Origin of the sequence: Endozoicomonas sp. ALB032 (assembly GCF_049310125.1) — a bacterium.
Taxonomy (GTDB): domain Bacteria; phylum Pseudomonadota; class Gammaproteobacteria; order Pseudomonadales; family Endozoicomonadaceae; genus Endozoicomonas_A.
Genome location: NZ_JBLYNW010000001.1, coordinates 2,577,675 through 2,592,989 on the forward strand (window position 1 = coordinate 2,577,675; position 15,315 = coordinate 2,592,989).

At 47.8% G+C, this 15,315-nt stretch carries 14 protein-coding genes; 8 read left to right on the plus strand and 6 right to left on the minus strand.

The window, feature by feature from the left end:
- Nucleotides 1–13 precede the first annotated feature (13 nt).
- The 6 genes from rpsD to ACO6VG_RS09455 all read left to right on the plus strand — a co-directional run bounded on the left by rpsD (nt 14) and on the right by ACO6VG_RS09455 (nt 5,663).
- A complete protein-coding gene (gene rpsD, locus ACO6VG_RS09430; RefSeq protein ID WP_257254923.1) occupies nt 14–634 on the plus strand; it encodes a 30S ribosomal protein S4 in 621 nt (206 codons plus the stop codon).
- A gap of 31 nt (nt 635–665) precedes the next feature.
- The gene (locus tag ACO6VG_RS09435) at nt 666–1,667 is read left to right on the plus strand and encodes a DNA-directed RNA polymerase subunit alpha (RefSeq protein ID WP_422136694.1); all 1,002 of its coding nucleotides are present in this window, start codon (nt 666–668) and stop codon (nt 1,665–1,667) included.
- Nucleotides 1,668–1,740: 73 nt separating this feature from the next.
- Entirely contained in the window at nt 1,741–2,127 is a 387-nt protein-coding gene (gene rplQ, locus ACO6VG_RS09440) for a 50S ribosomal protein L17 (protein ID WP_317143661.1), read from the plus strand.
- Nucleotides 2,128–2,293: 166 nt separating this feature from the next.
- Nucleotides 2,294–3,592, plus strand: a complete 1,299-nt coding sequence (locus tag ACO6VG_RS09445; protein ID WP_422473632.1) for an amino acid permease — start codon at nt 2,294–2,296, stop codon at nt 3,590–3,592.
- A 369-nt stretch (nt 3,593–3,961) separates the two neighbouring features.
- Complete coding sequence (locus ACO6VG_RS09450; protein ID WP_422136697.1) at nt 3,962–4,537, plus strand: IS607 family transposase; 576 nt, start codon at nt 3,962–3,964, stop codon at nt 4,535–4,537.
- A gap of 22 nt (nt 4,538–4,559) precedes the next feature.
- Nucleotides 4,560–5,663, plus strand: coding sequence for an RNA-guided endonuclease TnpB family protein (locus ACO6VG_RS09455; RefSeq protein WP_422476269.1), 1,104 nt, complete (start codon nt 4,560–4,562; stop codon nt 5,661–5,663).
- 136 nt (nt 5,664–5,799) lie between these two features.
- Here the strand turns inward: ACO6VG_RS09455 and ACO6VG_RS09460 are convergent, their stop codons facing one another.
- Both ACO6VG_RS09460 and uvrA read right to left on the minus strand, forming a co-directional pair.
- Nucleotides 5,800–6,243, minus strand: coding sequence for a bactofilin family protein (locus ACO6VG_RS09460; RefSeq protein ID WP_422136700.1), 444 nt, complete (start codon nt 6,241–6,243; stop codon nt 5,800–5,802).
- 236 nt (nt 6,244–6,479) lie between these two features.
- Nucleotides 6,480–9,314, minus strand: a complete 2,835-nt coding sequence (gene uvrA / locus ACO6VG_RS09465) for an excinuclease ABC subunit UvrA (RefSeq protein WP_422136701.1) — start codon at nt 9,312–9,314, stop codon at nt 6,480–6,482.
- A 277-nt stretch (nt 9,315–9,591) separates the two neighbouring features.
- On the opposite strand from uvrA, the gene ACO6VG_RS09470 reads away from it, so the two are divergent.
- Nucleotides 9,592–10,311 (plus strand): riboflavin synthase subunit alpha, encoded by a 720-nt coding sequence (locus ACO6VG_RS09470; RefSeq protein WP_422136702.1) that lies wholly within the window; start codon nt 9,592–9,594, stop codon nt 10,309–10,311.
- Between the two features lie 109 nt (nt 10,312–10,420).
- Here ACO6VG_RS09470 and ACO6VG_RS09475 read toward each other — a convergent pair whose 3' ends face one another.
- From ACO6VG_RS09475 to ACO6VG_RS09490, 4 genes are all read right to left on the minus strand, one after another.
- Nucleotides 10,421–11,287 (minus strand): amino acid ABC transporter ATP-binding protein, encoded by an 867-nt coding sequence (locus ACO6VG_RS09475; protein WP_422136703.1) that lies wholly within the window; start codon nt 11,285–11,287, stop codon nt 10,421–10,423.
- Nucleotides 11,280–11,945: an amino acid ABC transporter permease gene (locus tag ACO6VG_RS09480; RefSeq protein ID WP_422136704.1), complete on the minus strand. Its 666-nt coding sequence runs from the start codon at nt 11,943–11,945 to the stop codon at nt 11,280–11,282. The genes ACO6VG_RS09475 and ACO6VG_RS09480 overlap by 8 nt, the downstream gene beginning before the upstream one ends.
- Nucleotides 11,946–11,960: 15 nt before the next feature.
- Nucleotides 11,961–12,602, minus strand: a complete 642-nt coding sequence (locus ACO6VG_RS09485) for an amino acid ABC transporter permease (RefSeq protein WP_422473634.1) — start codon at nt 12,600–12,602, stop codon at nt 11,961–11,963.
- Nucleotides 12,603–12,711: 109 nt separating this feature from the next.
- Nucleotides 12,712–13,575, minus strand: a complete 864-nt coding sequence (locus ACO6VG_RS09490; RefSeq protein WP_422136706.1) for a transporter substrate-binding domain-containing protein — start codon at nt 13,573–13,575, stop codon at nt 12,712–12,714.
- A 165-nt stretch (nt 13,576–13,740) separates the two neighbouring features.
- On the opposite strand from ACO6VG_RS09490, the gene ACO6VG_RS09495 reads away from it, so the two are divergent.
- Nucleotides 13,741–15,261 carry a PLP-dependent aminotransferase family protein gene (locus ACO6VG_RS09495; protein ID WP_422136707.1) on the plus strand — a complete coding sequence of 507 codons (1,521 nt, stop codon included), beginning with the start codon at nt 13,741–13,743 and terminating at the stop codon, nt 15,259–15,261.
- Nucleotides 15,262–15,315: the final 54 nt, after the last annotated feature.

Below are 15,315 nucleotides of genomic sequence, written 5' to 3' on the forward strand. Positions count from 1 at the left end.
GGAGTCGGTATAAATGGCTAGATATATTGGTCCAAAGTGCAAACTGTCTCGTCGTGAAGGCACTGATCTCTTTCTGAAGAGTGGTGTTCGTGCACTCGAGTCAAAGTGCAAAGCAGAAATTGCTCCAGGTCAGCACGGTCAGCGTCGTGGCCGTCTTTCTGACTACGGTGTACAGCTTCGTGAAAAGCAGAAAGTTCGTCGTATCTACGGCGTACTGGAGAAGCAGTTCCGTAACTACTACAAGGCCGCTGATCGCAAGAAAGGTGCAACGGGTGCAAACCTCTTGCAACTGCTTGAGTCTCGCCTTGATAATGTAGTTTACCGCATGGGATTCGGTTCCACCCGTGCCGAAGCACGTCAGCTGGTAAGCCACAAAGCCATCCTGGTGAATGGAAAGACTGTAAACATTCCTTCCTACCAGGTTCAGCCTGGCGATGTTGTCGCCATCCGCGAAAAGGCTAAAAACCAGCTGCGTATCAACGCAGCCCTTGAACTGGCCGCTCAGCGTGGGTTTTCTACCTGGGTTGAGGTTGATGCCAGCAAAAAGGAAGGTACCTTCAAGGTGCTGCCCGAGCGGAGTGACCTGTCAGCTGACATCAACGAAAACTTGATCGTCGAGCTGTACTCCAAGTAAGGGATAGACAGTTAGGTGGGGTGTAACATCCATGCAGAATTCGGTTACTGAATTTCTTACTCCTAGACACATTGATGTCGAGGAAATTAGCCTGACGCGCGCTAAGGTAACTCTGGAACCGCTTGAGCGTGGTTTTGGACATACCTTGGGCAATGCTCTGCGTCGTATCCTTCTCTCTTCCATGCCCGGCTGTGCCGTGACAGAAGTTGAGATTGACGGCGTACAGCATGAATACAGTGCGATTGAAGGTGTTCAGGAAGATGTTATTGACATCCTGCTGAACCTCAAAGGTCTTGCCATTCGCATGACCGGCCGTGACGAAGCAACACTGAGTCTGACCAAGAAAGGTGCTGGCCCTGTGACTGCTGCGGATATCCAGTTGGACCACGATGTTGAAATCGTTAACCCGGATCATGTGATCGCCAATCTGAATGAGAAAGGCGACCTGAACATGCAGCTGAGGATAGCTCGTGGCCGCGGTTATGAGTCTGCTGACAGCCGTCATCAGGATGAAGATGAGACCCGTGCTATTGGCCGTCTGCAACTGGATGCCACCTATAGCCCTGTTTACCGCGTCTCCTATGTCGTTGAAAGTGCTCGTGTCGAGCAGCGTACCGACCTGGACAAGCTGGTTCTTGATCTGGAAACCGACGGTACTCTGGACCCGGATGAAGCCATCCGTCGTGCTGCAACCATTCTGCAGCAGCAGCTGGCTGTATTTGTTGATCTGGAAGGTGAGCCAGAGCCAGAGCCAGTTAAGGAAGAGGATGAAGTTGATCCTATCCTGCTGCGCCCTGTGGATGACCTCGAACTGACTGTTCGTAGTGCTAACTGTCTGAAGGCAGAAAACATCTACTACATCGGTGACCTGATTCAGCGCACTGAGGTTGAACTGCTCAAGACCCCGAACCTGGGTAAGAAGTCCCTGACCGAGATCAAGGACGTTCTGGCCTCTCGTGGTTTGAGCCTGGGTATGCGTCTCGACAACTGGCCACCGGCCAGCCTGAAGGGCGACGACAAGATTTCTGCTTAAGCAGCCATTGGCTTTTTCACTCACTCCAAAAGAGTGGGTGTAAGGCAAATGGTAGAATGAGGAAGTTTGTGCCATGCGTCATCGTAAGAGTGGCCGCAAGCTCAACCGGAACAGTTCACATCGCAAGGCGATGTTCAAGAACATGACTGCTTCCCTGGTAGAGCACGAAGTAATCAAAACAACACTGCCTAAGGCTAAAGAGCTGCGCCGTGTTGCAGAACCGCTGATCACCCTGGCTAAGGAAGACAGCGTAGCCAACCGTCGTCTGGCGTTTGATCGTCTCCGTAACAAAGAGACTGTTGGCAAGCTGTTCTCCGAACTGGGCCCTCGCTTCAAAGAGCGTCCAGGCGGCTATATCCGCATCCTGAAGTGCGGATTCCGTAAGGGTGACAATGCACCTATGGCTATCGTCGAGCTGCTGGATCGTCCAGCTGCTGAAGCGGAAGCTACTGAAGAGTAAGATTTTTACTCTTTCAAAAAAAACCGGACCTTGTGTCCGGTTTTTTTTGAGGCTCCTAATGACAAGCCAACTTTGAATCGATTCAGCAGAAAATCACAGGGGAACCAGGCCATCTTTTCATTGTCTAAATTGTAAAGGCATTGCAGTTTTGCGAATGGGGGAGTCTATGTCAAATCAGGGTATTGAAGCAAAACGTTCCATAGAAAAATACGCCAAATCAGAATGGATCGCCAGGGACACAGGTTGGATGTTCAGTCACATAGGTACAGGCATAGGTGCAGGGCTGCTTTACCTCCCCATAGTCGCCGGTAGTGGTGGTATATGGCCTCTTTTCTTCATGGCCCTGGTCAGTGGTCCCATCATATTTCTCACCCATAGAGGGTTAACCCGTTTCTGTTTGTCTTCCCGGAAACCTGATGGGGATATCAGCAGTATTGTTAGAGAGAACTTTGGTGATAAAGTCGGTCAGTGGTTGATGCTGCTCTGTTTTTTGTCGATGTTTCCTGTCCTGCTGCTTTATACCATTGGCATTGCGAATGTTAGTGAGAGTTTTCTGATAAATCAGCTCAAATGGGAAGGCCTAATAAACAGACCTTTGCTTGTTTTTTTGCTTGTCACGGGCATGATCGCGCTGTTTAGTGGCTCAGAGCAGAAAATGTTGAAGCTGATCAGCAGTCTGGTTTTTCCTCTGACTGTGGTGCTTCTGTGCGTAAGTCTGTATTTGATACCTCAATGGCGAATGGATTTTCTCCGTCAGGAAGTGCCCATGGTGGATATCGTTAAAACCTTTCTTCTGACGTTACCCGTGCTGGTATTTTCTTTCTACCATGCGGCTGTTTGTCCATCCTTTGCCCGATCGTACCGGCGTCAAATGCCTGAGCTTCATCAGTGCATCGCCAAGACCGACCAGATTCACTTCAGAAGCTCTCTGGTTTTACTGCTTATCACATTGTTCTTCGTGCTTTCGTGTGTATTGGCTCTGGCGCCAGAACAGATTGAGCTTGCGAAAGCTCAAAACCTACCAATTCTTTCCATCCTGGCTAATCAACCCGGTAATCGTTTATTTTCCAGTCTGGCACCTGTTATCGCTTTTGTGGCGATTTTAACTTCTTACTATGGTTTTTTTCTCGGCACTATTGAAGTGATCAATGGCTTTATTGGTGTGGGGCTGGAACGGTTCAGGCCGGGTGAGTTAACAACCCCTTCTGCCAGACCCAGACGCTTGAGTATTTTTCTGGTGGCCCTGGGATGCTGGATTGCAGGTGTTGGTGATTGGAGTATTCTTATGATCATGGATGCCATAGTAGCCCCCATAATGGCGATTATCCTGTTCTTTATTCCGGTCATAGGGCTCTACAGGTCTGCTGCTCTGAAACGATATCGCAAGCCTTTGAACGATTTTTTTGTGGTGATTTTTGGTGTGATTGTTGTGGCAGGATTTCTGGTTTCACAGCTAATAAAATAAAAAAAACCAGGTTCTCTCAAACTTGGCTTTATATACTAACAGGCTATATCAAGTGTTATGATTTTTATACTTGGTCCCTTGTATTATTTTTTCTTATTGTGAAATCGTTCTTATTGTGTGTTTGCCCTTGCTCCTATGGTTCGTACTATACGTATTAACGCTTACAAGAGAATTGATCTGGATCAATACTTTTCTTTTCAGGTAGGTGTTTTTCCATAAAAAATTGGTTCGTACTGCGAATTTAAGCTTCGACACGGCAAGCTTTATCAGTCCCTAAAAGGCTGCGAAATAAACAGTCAAATAAAATTGCAACAATCGCAAAATCAATTACGCCAGACACAAGATAAATCGTCAAAAGGTGAATTTATCTTGTGGGGTTCAACTACAAAGCTAGCCAAGATTGAAGGCGTAACCAGTCAAACTATGAGGCGCAAGATCGAAAGCGGTCACTACGAAAAAGTGAAGCAAACCAGTGGTGGTCACTTCCGCATATTCATTAACCAGCAGAGGAAGATATGCTATACAAGAGTGAGTTCTGGAAAGCAAAAATCCAGCATTGACACGCAAAAGCGTATCTTACTCAAAGAGCACCCTGATGCAGAATTTATCAGCGACATTGCCAGTGCTTTCAACTTTAAGCGAAAAGGACTGCAAACCATTCTGGAATCAGCGGTGTGCGGAAATCCAACCCATATTGTGGTTGCCACAAAAGATCGCCTTGCCCGATCAGGGTTTGGACTCATCAAATGGCTTGTTGAATTATCGGGAGGACACATCGAGGTTTTGGATGACCCGGATAACGCCAGTAAGTCATTCGACACCCAAGAGCTTATCGGTTTCATTACCTCATTCTGCAATAGCCACTACGGGAAGCGATCTGCTAAAAGACGCAAAGGACGCAAAGATAGTAGCGTCAAAAAAGATCAGGTTTTACCCAGAGAATAAGCAAGCCTATCACGATGCCCTGATACTCTATCGCAGGTCGTACAACCTTGCTGTTGAGCGTTTCCGCAACGATGACTATAAAGATGCCAGCGGAAAATTCATCAACATGCGACCTGCCATTAAAGCTCAAGTGAAGCAAGAGCAAAAAGAAAGTGGCAGGGCTTATAACTCGATTGTTTCTGATAATGGAACACTGGCGGCAGCGGCTACATTCAAAGCGGTCTGCAAGCACAACAAGAAGCTCAAGGGAGCTAAAGAGGGCTTTGCAGAAATCAGTTTCAAAAGCCGCAAAGGTAGCAGGCACTCATTCTCTATTGACCGTTTGCCAAAGGGATTAAATCCCTGCGTACAGGCTCTTGGCAAGATTCACCTGACAGAAGATGTGCCAGCAGAAGCGATTGGTAAATCTTGTGTCGTAACCTACGACAAAGGTCGCTGGTTCATTCAGGTTCAACAACATATTGAGCTAAATCCCAAAATCCAAGGGAAGGTTAGATGCGTTGGAGTTGACCCCGGAGTTCGCACCTTTGCCACTTGCTACAGCGAAAAAGAGGCGTTGATAGCGGGTGATAACGTTGCAAAAACAAAGCTGTTCCCACTGATGAAGCAAGTGGACAGCTTGATCAGTCAAAAGCAAAAAATCCTGAACACTCAGAAGGGCGTTGAGTTCCCCGATATGCCCCAGTGGGCAAGAGATCGGATTATTCATTTCAACAGGGAAATTGACCGGCTGAAATGCAAAAAGGATGACATTGTTCTTGATCTGCATAACCGGCTGGCGTTCGAGCTGGTGTCGAACTACGATGTTGTATTTTTGCCAACCTTTGAGACAAGAGGTATGGTCACACGCAAAGATAAGGAGGTTCGCACCATTCGCCGTAACACCTGCCGCCAGATGCTTGACCTCAATCACTACCAATTCAAAAAGCGGCTTAAGTGGTACGCAAAAAAGTATGGAAAGCATGTAGTTGATTGCAACGAAGCCTATACATCCAAGACTCAATCATGGAACGGTACCATTGACGAAAAATTAGGTTCTTCCAAAATTATTAAGGGTGAGGGCTTCACCGTTGATCGTGATATCAACGGTGCCAGAAATGTCTTTCTTAAGTGTTTGACAAGGTAGCTTGAACCTTAGCCATAACAGCGAGCGTTGCGCTCGTTGCGGTTTTAATCAAGAGGTGGTATTCATTGCAATAACGGATGAGTTGATCACCGGTTATTCATAAAGAGGAAAGAGTGTCTTCTTTCCTCTCGGAGGATCAGGTAGATCCAAGTTTCTTGACCTTGACTTCATTTTCTTCTTCAGAGGGGTTGGGCAACAGTTCGCCACTTTTGTGCATACGTTCCATCTTGCCATTTATGGCAGCTCCGGCCGCGATTTCCATCACATCGTAATATACGTTGCCTTCCACATGGGCCTCGGCTGATAGCTCAAGCTTTTCAGTAGCATAAACGTCACCAGTTACACGACCATTGATGACTATTTGGGCGGCAGTAATATTACCCTCTACACGACTGCCGGCAATCAGTTGAAGTTTGCCATCGTTGGAGCTGACATTGCCCTTGATCTTACCTTCAACATGAACGATGCCACGGAAACGGATGTCTCCTTCAACTTCTGTGCCTGCAGCTATCAGAGTGATGGTGTCATCATTTCTGGTGCTGCTGACCAAACTGTTTTCTGAGCTGTTCTTGCCCCACATAGTGAACTCCTTAGAGTGCTTAACCCGAGATGCCCGAAACGAAAGAAAAAGTGGTATGCGTCCAGCTGACTGAAAACGGAAGACCCTTTTTCAAGGCAAAACTTTAAGGGGAGAATCATCCTTCATTGCGCCTTCAGCTTCAATCTGTAAACGCTATCGATATCCGAAAGAGTGCTCCCGTCGAATCCGGCGGGAGTGAATTCCATTAGCCCGTCAGGGCTGATATTGGTTCTCTGTTATTGATCAGGTGACTTTAGCATCAGCTTCAGGAAGCGACCGGTATGGGAAAATTCGTTGTCAGCCACAACTTCAGGCGTGCCCTCGGCAATGATCTGACCTCCACCATCACCTCCCTCGGGTCCCAGATCGACGATCCAGTCTGCTGTTTTGATGACATCGAGATTGTGCTCAATCACTACCACGGTATTCCCGCGATCTCTTAGCCTGTGCAACACTGCCAGTAACTGTTCAATATCGTGAAAGTGCAGGCCTGTAGTTGGCTCATCAAGAATGTACAGGGTCTTGCCGGTATCCCTTTTGGAAAGTTCCTTGGCCAGTTTCACCCGCTGTGCCTCACCGCCGGAGAGTGTGGTAGCATTTTGTCCCAGATGAATATACGACAAACCAACATCCATCAGAGTTTGCAGTTTACGTTTAACGGCAGGAATCGGTTCAAAGTATTCCAGAGCTTCCTCGACGGTCATTTCCAGAACTTCATGAATATTCTTGCCTTTGTATTTAACGTCCAGCGTTTCACGGTTGTATCGTTTGCCCTTACAGACGTCACAGGGCACATAAATGTCAGGCAGGAAATGCATCTCTACCTTTATGACACCGTCGCCCTGACAGGCTTCACAGCGACCCCCTTTAACGTTAAAGCTGAAACGTCCGGGCTTGTAGCCACGGGAACGGGCTTCCTGGGTTCCGGCAAACAGTTCACGAATTGCGGTAAAAATGCCTGTGTAGGTAGCTGGGTTGGACCTTGGAGTCCGACCAATAGGGCTTTGGTCAATGTCGATGCATTTATCGAAGTGGTCCAGACCGCTGATTTTCCTGTGCTTTGATGCCGTTAAAGTAGTGGCAGCATTCAAGACCTGGGCAGCAATAGGATAAAGAGTACTGTTGATGAGGGTGGACTTTCCTGAGCCGGAAACGCCTGTTACACAAGTCATCAGCCCCACCGGGATTTCCAGGGTGACATTTTTCAGGTTGTTGCCGGTGCAGCCCGTGAGTTTAAGTCGTTTCTTTTTATCCGCTGGTGTACGCTGTTCAGGTATCGCGATTTTTTTAGTGCCAGTCAAATATTGGCCTGTGACCGATTTTTCGTTGTCCATAATCTGGGCAGGTGTGCCCTGGGCAATAATTTCACCGCCATGAACTCCGGCACCCGGACCGATATCAATCACGTGGTCGGCAGTGCGAATGGCGTCCTCGTCATGTTCTACAACAATCACTGTATTACCCAGGTCGCGGAGACGGGTCAGTGTATTCAGTAGACGTTCGTTATCTCGCTGGTGCAAACCAATACTGGGCTCGTCCAGAATATACATAACGCCAACCAGGCCAGCACCAATCTGACTGGCCAGTCGAATGCGCTGGGCTTCACCTCCTGAGAGGGTATCCGCACTGCGATCTAGTGTCAGGTAGTTAAGACCCACGTTCACCAGGAAGCTCAGACGATCACAGATCTCTTTCAGAATTTTTTCTGCAATCTCACCTTTCTGGCCGGGCAGGCTGAGTTGTTCGAAATAAGCAAGCGCACGTTCTACCGGTAGTTTCACCAGATCGGGCAGTGTTTCATCTTCGATAAAGACGTGTCTTGATTCCTGACGGAGACGAGTGCCTTTACAGCTTGGGCAGTGCTGGGTACTCAAATACTTGGAAAGCTCTTCACGCACAGACTGGGATTCTGTCTCACGGAAACGGCGTTCAAAGTTGGGGATAATGCCTTCAAAACGATGGCGCTTTTTATAAACATCGCCCCGATCGTTGACGTAACTGAAATCAATCTGCTCTTCGCCGGAGCCATGAAGAATAATCGTCTGTTGCTCAGCAGTAAGATCATCAAAAGCGGTATCAATATCAAAGCCGAAGTGTGCAGCCAGTGACTTTAAGAGGTGAAAGTAATAGACGCTGCGGCGATCCCAACCACGAATGGCGCCTTCCGCCAGGGTTAATTCCGGGTGCTGGACAATACGGTCTTCATCAAAAAACTGCTTGACCCCCAGACCATCACAGGTGGTGCAGGCCCCCGCCGGGTTATTGAACGAGAACATGCGGGGCTCCAGTTCATTGATGCTGTAGCCGCAAGACGGGCAGGCAAAGCGGGCTGAATACACAATGTCCTGCTCCTCCGCGTCCATAAAGCTGACTGCTGCCAGCCCGTCGGTCAGTTCGAGAGCTGTTTCGAAAGATTCTGCCAGACGCAACTGCAGATCTTCTCTTACCTTGAAGCGATCAACCACCACTTCGATAGTGTGCTTCTTCTTTTTGTCCAGCTCAGGTGGGTTATCGAGGTCGGTGACAATGCCATCAATGCGGGCTCGAATAAAACCCTGGGCTCTCAGTTCGCTGAAGACATGGAGGTGTTCACCTTTTCGATCCCTGACCACAGGTGCCAGCAACATCAGTTTGGTACCTTTTGGCAATGCCAGTACCTGATCCACCATCTGGCTGACGGTCTGGGCTTCCAGGGGTAAGTGATGCTCAGGGCAGCGGGGTGTACCGGTTCTGGCAAAAAGCAAACGAAGATAGTCGTATATTTCAGTAATGGTGCCGACTGTCGAACGAGGGTTATGGCTGGTGGACTTCTGCTCAATGGAAATGGCAGGAGACAAACCCTCGATGTGATCGACATCCGGCTTTTCCATCATCGAGAGAAACTGTCGTGCATAGGCAGACAGAGATTCCACATAGCGACGCTGACCCTCGGCATAAAGGGTATCGAAGGCCAGGGACGACTTTCCTGATCCGGAAAGACCGGTAATGACAATCAGGCTGTCCCGGGGCATATCGAGATCGATGTTCTTCAGGTTATGGGTTCTTGCACCCCTTACGGTGATTGTGTCCAAAGCCAGTCCCTCAGTACCATCTGTCAGGCAAAGGAGCAATTATATAGGCTTTGCTTGCGCAAACCCATGTTAAGTAAATGGCTAGCTGGTTTCACCTGTCTGGACGGTGGCTTTTTCTATCCTTACGAGTTTAAACCAGAGCACTTTAAGCTAAAATCGTGTGATATTTTGGCTTCAGATATTATATTGTTCGCCTGAAGAAACATCGTTGAAGATCCTGCTGACAGTCCTTACACGTATACCCTGACACTAATTCGAAAGTAATGGAGCAATTTGAATGTTTACAGGCATTGTTCAAGGCATGGCCAAAATTGGCCGTGTGGATGACCACGATGGCATCCGAACCTTTGACATTGAGTTCCCGGAAGGCTTTTGCCAGGGGCTGAATGTAGGGGCCAGTGTTGCGGTGGACGGCGTTTGTCTTACGGTAACAGAAATTATCAGTCCGACTCTGGCCAGATTTGATGTTATTTTGCAAAGCCTACGTGTAACGACATTAGGAGATCATGTCACTGGTCAGGCCGTGAATGTCGAGCGAGCAGCAATGGATGGGGCGGAAATTGGCGGACACCCTCTTTCTGGACACATCGACTTTCGGGCTCAGATTCTTGAAGTTGAAGAGATCGAGGGAAACTGCCGTATGCGGTTTGCATACAGCAATGAATGGGGGCAATACATTTTCCCTAAAGGGTATATAGCGATTAATGGATGCAGCCTAACCTTATCCGATGTCGACAAGAAGAAAGACTGTTTTGAAGTCTGGCTGATTCCTGAGACCCGAAGAGTCACAACATTCAATGCTAAAAAAGCAGATGATTGGGTCAACATTGAAATTGAGCGTGGTACGCAGGTGATCGTCGACACCATTAAAGACACGCTCGAAAAGCAACTGGGCGCTCTTTATCCTTTACTGGAAGCATTAATGGAAGAAAAAAATATTAACTTAACAGAGTCACTGACCACGAGCCTTGCGCAAACAGATCACGTCCGGCGCTGATTCAGCTCACTTCTACCCGGAAAGGGCCTGAAAACAGAGGAGCCAGTGATTTGCAGCAGCAAGAGAGCCCTGCAATCCAGGGCTTTCTGTTCTCAGTGCTGAAGTTGAGTCAGGCGCCATCGAGCTTCAAAAACTGTCTTACCCGAGGTGAATCCGGATTGGTAAAGAACTTCTCTGGCGGACATTTTTCAATCAGAATACCTTTCTCCAGGAACACCACCTGGCTTGAAACGTTTCTGGCAAACTCCATTTCGTGTGTGACCACCACCATGGTGTAACCCTCTTTCGATAACGCCTGCATCACGGTCAGAACCTCATCAACCAATTCAGGATCAAGGGCTGAGGTGGGTTCATCAAACAGCAATACCTCTGGTTCCATAGCCAGTGCACGGGCGATAGCGACCCTCTGTTTTTGACCGCCCGATAGCATATTTGGATAGCTGTCGAGTTTATGGGACATACCAACTTTTTCTAACTGCACTCTGGCGATTTTTTCCGCCTCCGCTTTTGGCATTTTCTTAACATGTAACAGGGCTTCCATGACATTCTTGAGCACAGTAAGATGAGGCCAGAGATTGAAGCTTTGAAACACCATACCGATACGCTCGCGAATCCTGGCGAGCTCTTTGTATTTGAGCGGTTTCCTGGTAACAGGATTGATACCTATGCGCTCATCACCCAAATGGATGCTGCCTCGTTCCGGTTGTTCAAGCCAGTTCATACAACGAAGCAGGGTCGACTTACCTGAACCGGAAGAACCCAGAATACTGACAACGTCGCCCTTTTTGATGGTGAGGTTAATGTCTCTCAGCACCTCGATGCCATCAAACTGTTTGGACAGGTTCACCACCCTTACAATATCCCGGGCATTAGATTCGGTTTTTGGGTACTGGACAGGCAGTTCTACCACAGGTGCGCTTTCCTGAGCGGTTTTCGGGGTTTCAACTGGCTTGGTGAGAATCTTTTCATTAAGCATGGCTTAGCCCTCTATCCTGAACTTTATTAAGTGTGATTTTGCTGACCTGTTCGATGGCGATACTGATAATCCAGTACAGGGCAATAGCCACAATAAATGCGTTAAGCGGAATAAAGTAGGTTGATTGAATACTGTTAGCGGCCGCTGTGATCTCACCAACGGTAATAATGCACAGAAAGGCGGTGTCTTTCAGGCAGATGATCAGCTGATTGGCAATGAGCGGCACGGATCGAAACAGCACATTGGGCATGATAATGCGGGTAAAGGTCTTGAATCTGGAGAAGCCACAAGCCTGGGCTGCTTCCGTCAAGCCTGAATCCAGTCCTTTGCGAATACCTCTGAAGATCTCGCAGAAATAGGTGCCATGATAAAGGCATAAAGAGATCAGCCCCGCAGTAAAGGCATCCATGCGGATTCCGACCTCTGGCAACCCGTAATACAGCAGATAAGCCAAAATCAGGAAGGGCAGGGTGCGCATCATATTGATGATCAGGATTACGCTGCCTTTAACACCTTTTGAGCCATTTTCCAAGGTGTAGAGAAGGGTCACACCCAGGATGAAACTTGCGATTGATCCCGCCAAAAACAGTATAAAAGTATTACCAAAACCTGAAATAAAGATGTCTCTTTGCTGCCAGATTATTTCCCATTCAGCCATGATTACTCCTTATTATCAGCCAGCCAGGTAGTTAGCCTTTTTCTCGGCCATTTGTTGTAATTTGATTAGCACACCTATGATGCACATATAGAGAATGCCAGCACACAGAATAGGAAGTAGAGGTTCATAGGTGACGGCTGCGATTCGGTTGGTAACACGAGTCAGATCAACAACGCCAATCACGGCAATCGCCGGGCTGCCTTTGATTAAGAAAGACATCTCGTTGACCAGTGCGGGCAGGCTCATGACCACCATTTGAGGGAACATGATGCGCCTAAAATAGGTCAGTCGTCGCATACCCAGAGCTTCAGCGGCCTCTTTCTGCCCACTGGAGAAGTTAAGGAATGCATTTCTCCAGATCTCGGCATTAAAGGCAGAGGTATTCAGGGTTAAACACAAGATGGCCGAGAAGTGTTTATCGAGATTGATGCCAAAAGACGGAAAAGAGAGGAAGATGAACAAGGCTAATGTCACCAGTGGTGTGGCTCTTGCCCAGCTGACATAGACACCTAATATCTGATCGACAATTGGCAGTTTCGCCATACGAATAAGCGCTATCACGAGCCCGAAAACCACCCCCAGGGCGATGGATACCATTGATATCCATGCCGTGGTCCATGCCCCCTGAAGCAATTGCATCCATCCGTAGTGATCCATAAATACCTACCTGTCTGCAGCAGTATTAACGTTGATTTTTTAAGTAAGACCAGGGCGATAGGAGTAGTCGTTTTTAAGCCCTGGTCATTACTGAACTGTGAGGAGTGGTTTACCGGACTGCAGTCAATTTATGGTACTGTTCAACTGAAACGATGGCGTTGGTTGGCAGTTCATCAAAGGATTCACCGAACCATTTTTCCTGCAACTCAGCCATACGACCTGTCTCTTTTAAGTGTGCAAAGAAGTCGGTCAGATAGGCCAGCAGTTCAGGGTTGTCTTTGGGTACAGGCCAGCTTACAAAGCCGGGGCCGGATACAGCTTCACCTTTCTTGAATACCTTGGGCTTGGTTTTTACCAACTCATTTATATTGACGATACTGTTGATCACGTAATCGATGCGACCATTTGCCAGGTCGGCGTAGGCTTCAGGGTATGATTGATACTCAACCACTTTTCCTAGTTTCTTATCCTGGGCTTCAAGCATGGTTTTCAATTCGGGAAGCCTTTCCAGTAGTGCGCTGCCTGCCTGCAAGCCAACTGTTTTTCCATCCAGATCTGCAATCGTGTTTACGCTGTCGTCTTTTGCCCGGGCGACGAAATAGTGCTGTGCGGAGGCGATGGGTGGGGTGAAATCGAATGCTTTGAGGCGAGCGTCAGTAATGATTGCACCGGTAAGGGCAAGGTCATACTGACCTGCGGAAACGGATGCCAGAAGACCTGTCCAGGGCAGAATCTCCTGCTTTACTTTAAAGTCGGAGTAGTCGCGCAGTTCATCCAGAAGATCTTTATTTATCCCGGTTGGCTTGCCTTTATCGATAAAGTTGAACGGAGAGTAGTTATCCTCTGTCGCAACCTTTATTCCCTTGCTGGCAAAAGATGGCGACTCATCGGCAACAACCATACTGGACATGCCTATAGTCATCGTTGCTGCGGCAACGGCTACCCATTTTCTAAGTTTTATTCCATGTCTCATAATTTGTTACTTGCTGTGATTTGTGAACGCCTTCACTTTAGAGATGAGATAGATAGTTGGGTTAGAGCCAATTTTCCGTGCTGATTGGGACAGTGGTTAGAATATAAGATAAATACGACTAATTAAGTATATTGGCTTGCTTTTTGCTGTGGTGAATCGAATGCAATGAATAAAAATATCCAAAAGGTTGACTCCATGGGGATAAATTACAGCTGTTTCATTGAGTTTGATTCGAAGAGAAGTTTGCAGGAGCAGGTAAGAGAGTATCTTGTTAAAGCAATACTCGAAGGTGTGTTCTCTGCCGATGAGGCGCTGCCTTCCTGCCGTAAGCTTTCAAGTCAATTGAAGGTGTCACGCAATACTGTGTCACTGGTCTACGAAGCACTGTCAGATGACGGTTACCTGATAAGTAAGCCAAGAAGCGGTTATTACCTGTCGGAAAAATATTCCACCAGACTTGAAGAGGTGGAACAGGAGTTGAACCATTTTGAGGCAGACAACCCTGCCAATGCCGCAAACTGGAGCCGTCGATTCAAGGTTTCTACAGATGCTTTCCCCCGTATAGTTAAACCCTCCCACTGGAGCTGTTATCAATATCCCTTTATCTATGGGCAACCAAGCATTCAAGATTTTCCTCTGGCGCAGTGGCGAGAATCCACTCGTAAGGTGATAGCAGACCCGAAAGATCATAGCTGGCTGTGTGACAAAGTTGATAAGGATGTAGAGTTATTGGTAGAGCAGATCCGAACCCGGGTACTCCCACAGCGAGGCATTCACGCCAGGAGCGATGAGATTCTCATTACCGTTGGCTCACAGAACGCGCTCTATTTGCTATCCAGGATGTTAATGGATAAACACACTCGAGTAGGGGTGGAAAACCCTGGCTATAAAGAAGCTAACAATATTTTTAGTTTGGCCCGGGCACAGCTTCATCCGCATACTGTTGACCAGAGCGGGCTGGTGCTTAACGAGCTGTCATCCAAGTGTGATTATTTCTACGTTACACCGAGTCATCAGGCTCCAACGGGTGTGACCATGAGTAAGCAACGCCGACATGACCTTTTGCAATTAGCGCAAAAGAGTGACGCCATCATTATAGAAGATGATTACGACTCAGACAGCAACTCCGAATGGAACCCCTTGCCTGCACTAAAGGCATTGGATAAAGACAACCGTGTTGTCTACGTCAGTAGTTTTTCCAAGACATTGGCACCTGGTCTACGCCTTGGTTATATCGTTGCTCCGGAAGAGTTGATCTATGAGTTACGAACACTGCGTCGTTTAATGTATCGCCACCCGCCAAGCCGGGTGCAAATGGAAATGGCGCATTTTATCTCACAGGGTTATTACGATAGCTTCCTGCGACGTTTCAAAGACAATACACGCCAGCGCTGGCACGAGATTAATGAAGCGGTTCAGCGCTATCTTCCCGATTGTAAGCGATTGGCCAAGGGTAACTATTGCAATGCGCTGTGGTTAGAAACACCCGACCGAATAAGCAGTCAGCGACTGGCGTCCAGAGCATCTCAACGGGGGGTTCTGATAGAAACAGGATATTCGCATTTCATGGGGCAGGAACAAGCTAACCCTGAAACCAATAGTTTTTTCAGGCTTGGCTTTCATGCCATCGATAAGGCGCTCATTACCCCCGGGGTTGAACAACTGGCAAGCGCCCTGGAAGGTTAGGCTTTATATAGATTTTTTCCTTTTGGAGGTGTCAACGCCAAGACCATTGTCCTG

What these genes read in the sequence shown, in the direction of transcription:
- rpsD (WP_257254923.1), top strand. Translation starts at nt 14, where the DNA reads ATGGCTAGATATATTGGTCCAAAGTGCAAACTGTCTCGTCGTGAAGGC.
- ACO6VG_RS09435 (WP_422136694.1), top strand. Translation starts at nt 666, where the DNA reads ATGCAGAATTCGGTTACTGAATTTCTTACTCCTAGACACATTGATGTC.
- rplQ (WP_317143661.1), top strand. Translation starts at nt 1,741, where the DNA reads ATGCGTCATCGTAAGAGTGGCCGCAAGCTCAACCGGAACAGTTCACAT.
- ACO6VG_RS09445 (WP_422473632.1), top strand. Translation starts at nt 2,294, where the DNA reads ATGTCAAATCAGGGTATTGAAGCAAAACGTTCCATAGAAAAATACGCC.
- ACO6VG_RS09460 (WP_422136700.1), bottom strand. Translation starts at nt 6,243, where the DNA reads ATGTGGGGCAAGAACAGCTCAGAAAACAGTTTGGTCAGCAGCACCAGA.
- ACO6VG_RS09470 (WP_422136702.1), top strand. Translation starts at nt 9,592, where the DNA reads ATGTTTACAGGCATTGTTCAAGGCATGGCCAAAATTGGCCGTGTGGAT.
- ACO6VG_RS09475 (WP_422136703.1), bottom strand. Translation starts at nt 11,287, where the DNA reads ATGCTTAATGAAAAGATTCTCACCAAGCCAGTTGAAACCCCGAAAACC.
- ACO6VG_RS09480 (WP_422136704.1), bottom strand. Translation starts at nt 11,945, where the DNA reads ATGGCTGAATGGGAAATAATCTGGCAGCAAAGAGACATCTTTATTTCA.
- ACO6VG_RS09485 (WP_422473634.1), bottom strand. Translation starts at nt 12,602, where the DNA reads ATGGATCACTACGGATGGATGCAATTGCTTCAGGGGGCATGGACCACG.
- ACO6VG_RS09490 (WP_422136706.1), bottom strand. Translation starts at nt 13,575, where the DNA reads ATGAGACATGGAATAAAACTTAGAAAATGGGTAGCCGTTGCCGCAGCA.
- ACO6VG_RS09495 (WP_422136707.1), top strand. Translation starts at nt 13,741, where the DNA reads ATGAATAAAAATATCCAAAAGGTTGACTCCATGGGGATAAATTACAGC.